This window comes from Gordonia gummivorans, from assembly GCF_022513585.1.
GTDB lineage: Bacteria > Actinomycetota > Actinomycetes > Mycobacteriales > Mycobacteriaceae > Gordonia.
In genome coordinates, this window is the sequence record NZ_JAKWBF010000060.1 from 1 (window position 1) to 4,958 (window position 4,958).

Consider the following 4,958-nt stretch of genomic DNA (forward strand, 5'->3'; position numbering starts at 1 on the left):
ATCAACCTCGAAAAAACCACTACCCGACAAAGCCGCGAAAACACTGCCACCAACTAATCGCCAGTGTCGACATTCAACATGCCGAGAGCAAACTCACCGAAGTCATCAAATCGCTCACCTGGAACAAAATCTCCCGTACCCGGCGACCAAATCTTCACCGGACACTCCCCATCCGCATCACGCTCCGACGTATCCAACACATACCACTCACCCATACCCGTATCGCTCACAATCACGAGCGACGCTGGCAGTCCGCTATCTAGACGCTCCCTGAGGCTTATGCCAACGCTCGGGACCCCAGACTCCGCAGTAACTGGCTTCCCGGGGATCAACCCGTAAAATTCTCTGGAGTTAACATCCCCAAGCCCTAACGACGCCACGAATTGGCGATACGACGGGGGGAATGCCACTCCAAGTTGAGACTCCGCATCGGCTATCTCGCCCTCAGTTACCGCGCCTTCGAAATCGCCGTCCTCAGCCGGTGCCCGGTCTATAAACGACCGCACTTCTTCGATACCCAAGAAATTATTCCTTTCGCTTCAGCACTCACGTGAAGTCGTGGCGCCTGGCCCGCCAGTATCTTCCACGCCAACTGTCGAATGCCGATCTGTTAATCCCAGAAGGGGTTGAACTAGGATTGATATGCAGCAATCCGTGATTCTCTTTATGTACCTGTTGTGTAAGTTCAACAATCGGGCTGTTGTCTCGCTGGCCGATATGGTGCAAGTTCAACGGATTTCCGTCATGCCCAATCGGAGCATTTCCTCGCTTCATTCGTTCGAGGTTGGTTCGGCCGCGCTCATCGACACGGGTCGGGTCGAATAGGTCGTCGCGCTGCCACACATTCTTACCCTTGACCTCCTTACGCGTCCAGAAATCACCCTTCCCCTTGAAGTGGATCTTAAGCCCGAGTGGGTCGACCGCGACGTGTGGGTTGTGGACGTAGGCGGTGGCGCTGGCCGGGTTGGGCCCCACACCCAACGGGTCGGGCTGGTGTAGGTGGCCGTCGCCGGGTTGTAGAACCGGAACCGGTTGTAGAACAGCCCGCTTTCCGGGTCGTGTTGCTGACCGGCGAACCCCAACGGACTCGACACACCCTGCCAGGTGGTGTGCCCCCACACACTGCGCACCGCACGCCCAGCAACCTGCCCGGTGAGCGGGTCCACCAACTCCGTCGGCGCACCCGCCAAATCCGCGACGATCGCATAAAACTCGGTATCCACCCGCCCCTGCGACCACCCATCAACACCACCACGATGACCATCGGGTGCTGGATAGGCGACGGGTGGCGTGATGTCGGGTGGCGTGATGTCGGGTGTTGTCTTGTCTGGTGTGGTGTCGGTGTGCGGGGTGTGGTGGACAACTTCCTGAGACACCACGTCCCCACCATCGGGGTGATAGGTCCACACCCACGTCGACGACGCCCCGGCCGCAACCGGACCGCGCGGGGTCAGGGCCGTATTCGACTGCAGGACCAGATCGTTACCGTCCCACCCGAATACCACCTCATCAAGAATCCGGCCATCACGATCGACATGGGACTTGCTGACCCGACGCCCCAACCCGTCATAGCCGTACCGCCAGCGCGTCCCATCACCGCACCCCACCTCACGAATCTGGCCGCCATCGGTATACGAGAACTCGGTCACCTCCGCCTTACGGGACAACCGTGCCCGCACCCGCACCCGCAGCCGGCCCGCCGCATCATAGGTGAACCGATCCCGACCCACCCGAGTGACCAACGTCCCCGACCGAGACACCCGATCCGAACCATCCACCCGCGCCACACCCGCCACCGGCGACGCCGCCACCCCCACCGGCTGACCCGCACCACTATCCGCGCGCGCCAACACCCCCGACGGCGTGTACCCAAACCACTCACCACCACCAGCACCGGTACCCGCGGCGCGGGTGCCGCCGACAGTCGACGGGACCGCTGCGGTGACCCGGCCCGAAGCGTCCACATCAAAGCGCGTCGCCCCCGCCACCGCATCATCCACGCCGGTCACATATCCGTCGGCCCGATACGACCACACCCGCCCCGCCACCAACCGCTGCGCCCCGGTGGCCTGTTCCCCACCGGCGACTCGTTCCGCACCGGCCAGGACGTGTTGGCGCGACAGGCGGCCACGCCGGTCAAAAGACTGCCGTAACCGTGCCGACCGCCCGAACCGGCGTTCACTCTCCCGACCCGCCCCCTCATAGCCGAACCCGATCCGCCGACCTTCCGGGGTGGAAAAGCGTCCCCCGGCATCGATACCCGCCAACCGGCCGGCCGCATCAAAACCGAACGTCGCCGACCACGACCGCCCACCCGTGGTGACCTCCCGATCCGTACGCCGCCCCACACTGTCGAACCGTGACCGCACCACCACCCCGTTGACCGTCTCGGCCACCACCCGACCCACACCATCGCGCTCGAACTCCACGCGCGCATCACCATTGACCACCGACACCAAATCCCCAGCGACGTCATAGCCATACTCGGTCACACCATCAGCAGTGGCCGCCTCCGACACCAACCGCCCCAACAGATCAAAACGTCGAGCCCGAACATGCCCGAGCGCATCAGTCACCACCACCGGCCGGCCCAGACCATCCAACCCGAACGTGCTGCGCGCCCCGTTGTAGTCGGTTTCCGCGACCACCCGCGCATCCCGGTCACGCTCGAACCGCCACGACAAACCATCAGGACTACGCACCCAGGTCTGCTCCATCGTGGAGTCATACCCGATCTCCACACGCCCACCCGACGGGTCGATCACCGCCCGCGGATGATCGAACACCGTGTACTCGGTGCGCGTCACATGCCCAGCCTCATCAACCACCTCGACCTGGTTGCCCTCCGCGTCATAACCCAACCGCACCCCGGTCCCATCGGGATACACCTGGCCCAGCAACCAGCCCTCCACCGTGAACTCCGAGCTGGTCACCGCACCATCGGGGTCGGTCACCGCCACCACATCACCGAACACATTGCGCTCAAAACTCCACACCCGCTGCGCCGGATCAATCACCCGCACCACCCGACCCGCCGCGTCATAGTCAAACTCGGTGCGCGCACCATCGGCATCCACCCGCGCCGCAGTGACCACACCCGAAGCCCGCACCACATGCTCGAACCGCGTAACCGCACCCACCGGATCGGTCACCGCCACCACACTGCCGAACCCATCCAGCACGGCTTCACTGACCCGGCCGGCCTCATCGGTCACCCGCGCCGGCATCCCCCACGTCCCACGCTCGATGGAACTGACCCGGCCCTGCGGATCGGTCGTGGCCACCTCACACCCGAACTCATCGAACACCGTCTCCCAACGGGCACCATCACCACCGGTAAACGCCGTCGGATTGTGGTGCACATCGTGTTCGAACTCGGTCACCACCCCCTCGGCCGACACGATGCGCCACACATCACCGGCCGCGGTCGAGCGATACACCCACGGCTGAATCCGGCCCAACACCTCATCAACCAGCAACTCCTCGGCAACCACCAAACCCGGCTCAACCACGCTCGAGTCCACCGCACCGTCACGGCCACGACCAGTCAACCCCGCCCCAGCCAACCCACCCGACTCCAACAACGCCACGATCGGCAACTGCGCCAACCGCGCCAACCGCTCCTCGATACGCTCATCACGTTCGTGCTCGGCCAACACGTCGGTCACCGTCTCCACCAACACCACAATCCGGCCACCCACCGGGGCATCGGCACCCACATCCGGCAGATGCACCAACGCATTCGGGAACATCCCCGACGTACCGACCTGCCGCACCACCCGGCCGCGATCGTCGTACCGGTAGTGATACGACACCCGGTTGCGGTCAGTCCACGACACGATCCGCGCAGCATCGTCATAAGCGAACCGCATCGGCACACCACTGGAATTGACCACCTCGGCAAGATTGGCGCGCGCGTCATACCGGTAGGACACCACCGGGGTCGACACACCCACCTCATCACGCACCGCCAACCCCAACACCCGGCCCGTCACCGCATCAGTATCGACCTCGACCACCGCACCGCCACCATGACGAACCTCGCGGACCAACCCGCTCTGCTGGTCATACACCAACTCGAACCGGTGCCCCGTCCGCGACACCACCGCACTGAGCCCGATCACCACCGCCGAGTCCGCCACCCCCGCCAACGACGACGAACCCGCCACCGGTACCGAACCAACCGCCAACACCGAATCCCGGGGTACTTCATCCTGGTGCGGCTCATCAGCGGTCATCCGCACCGAGCCCTCATCGCCGACGACCGAAAACTCATACGTCACACCAGCAGCCACATTGCGTACCCGATACGCGCCATCAACAAACGACAACGGCATCGTGCCCACCCGCGGCATCACCTCACCGACCGCGTCAGGATCGGGCCGGTCGTACCACAACACCGAACCATCCACATTCACCAACGCGATACCGTCAGCATCCACCTCGACCCGGCAATCGAACAACGACGCCCACGACGGACCAAACGCCGTCCCCAACCCGAACGACGACACCGCTTTACGCTCCACAATCAACGGCAACTCGCCACCGATCGTCAGATCCACAAAATCATCGACCATCGCCCCGGTCGCCATATCCACCGGCTCGGCACCACGGCAGATATACCGCGACGGACGAGCCCGCTCCGCCAACTCCTTCGCCGCGTTCTTCCCCACCCCCTTCATACCCAGCTTCGCCAACTGGGCACCCTTACCCGCCCCCGGAATCGCACCGGCCGCCGACATCGCGAACTCACCCCACGACATATTCCCCGTCAACGTCAACGCCAACCCGATACCCACACCAATACCCGCGATGATCCCCCCCCACCAACGTGCCCAACCCCGGCAACAACGCCACCAACGACCCCACCGTGATCAACACATCCGAAATCGTCTTCAACACATCAGCATGCTCATCAATCCAATTACCCACCGACTTCCAAAACGCCTTCCACCCCC

General features: G+C 63.6%; 3 protein-coding genes. All 3 read right to left on the reverse strand.

Annotated features, from left to right (window positions below):
* Positions 1-53 precede the first annotated feature (53 nt).
* The 3 genes from MKW15_RS23970 to MKW15_RS23975 are packed head-to-tail and all read right to left on the reverse strand — an operon-like array spanning position 54 to position 4,799.
* On the reverse strand, positions 54-521 hold the full coding sequence (locus tag MKW15_RS23970; RefSeq protein ID WP_240862853.1) for an SMI1/KNR4 family protein: 468 nt from the start codon (positions 519-521) through the stop codon (positions 54-56).
* A 25-nt stretch (positions 522-546) separates the two neighbouring features.
* Entirely contained in the window at positions 547-774 is a 228-nt protein-coding gene (locus tag MKW15_RS24710) for an HNH/ENDO VII family nuclease (RefSeq protein WP_374248153.1), read from the reverse strand.
* Positions 771-4,799, reverse strand: a complete 4,029-nt coding sequence (locus MKW15_RS23975) for a DUF6531 domain-containing protein (protein ID WP_240862855.1) — start codon at positions 4,797-4,799, stop codon at positions 771-773. Before MKW15_RS23975 ends, MKW15_RS24710 begins: the two co-directional genes overlap by 4 nt.
* Positions 4,800-4,958 lie beyond the last annotated feature (159 nt).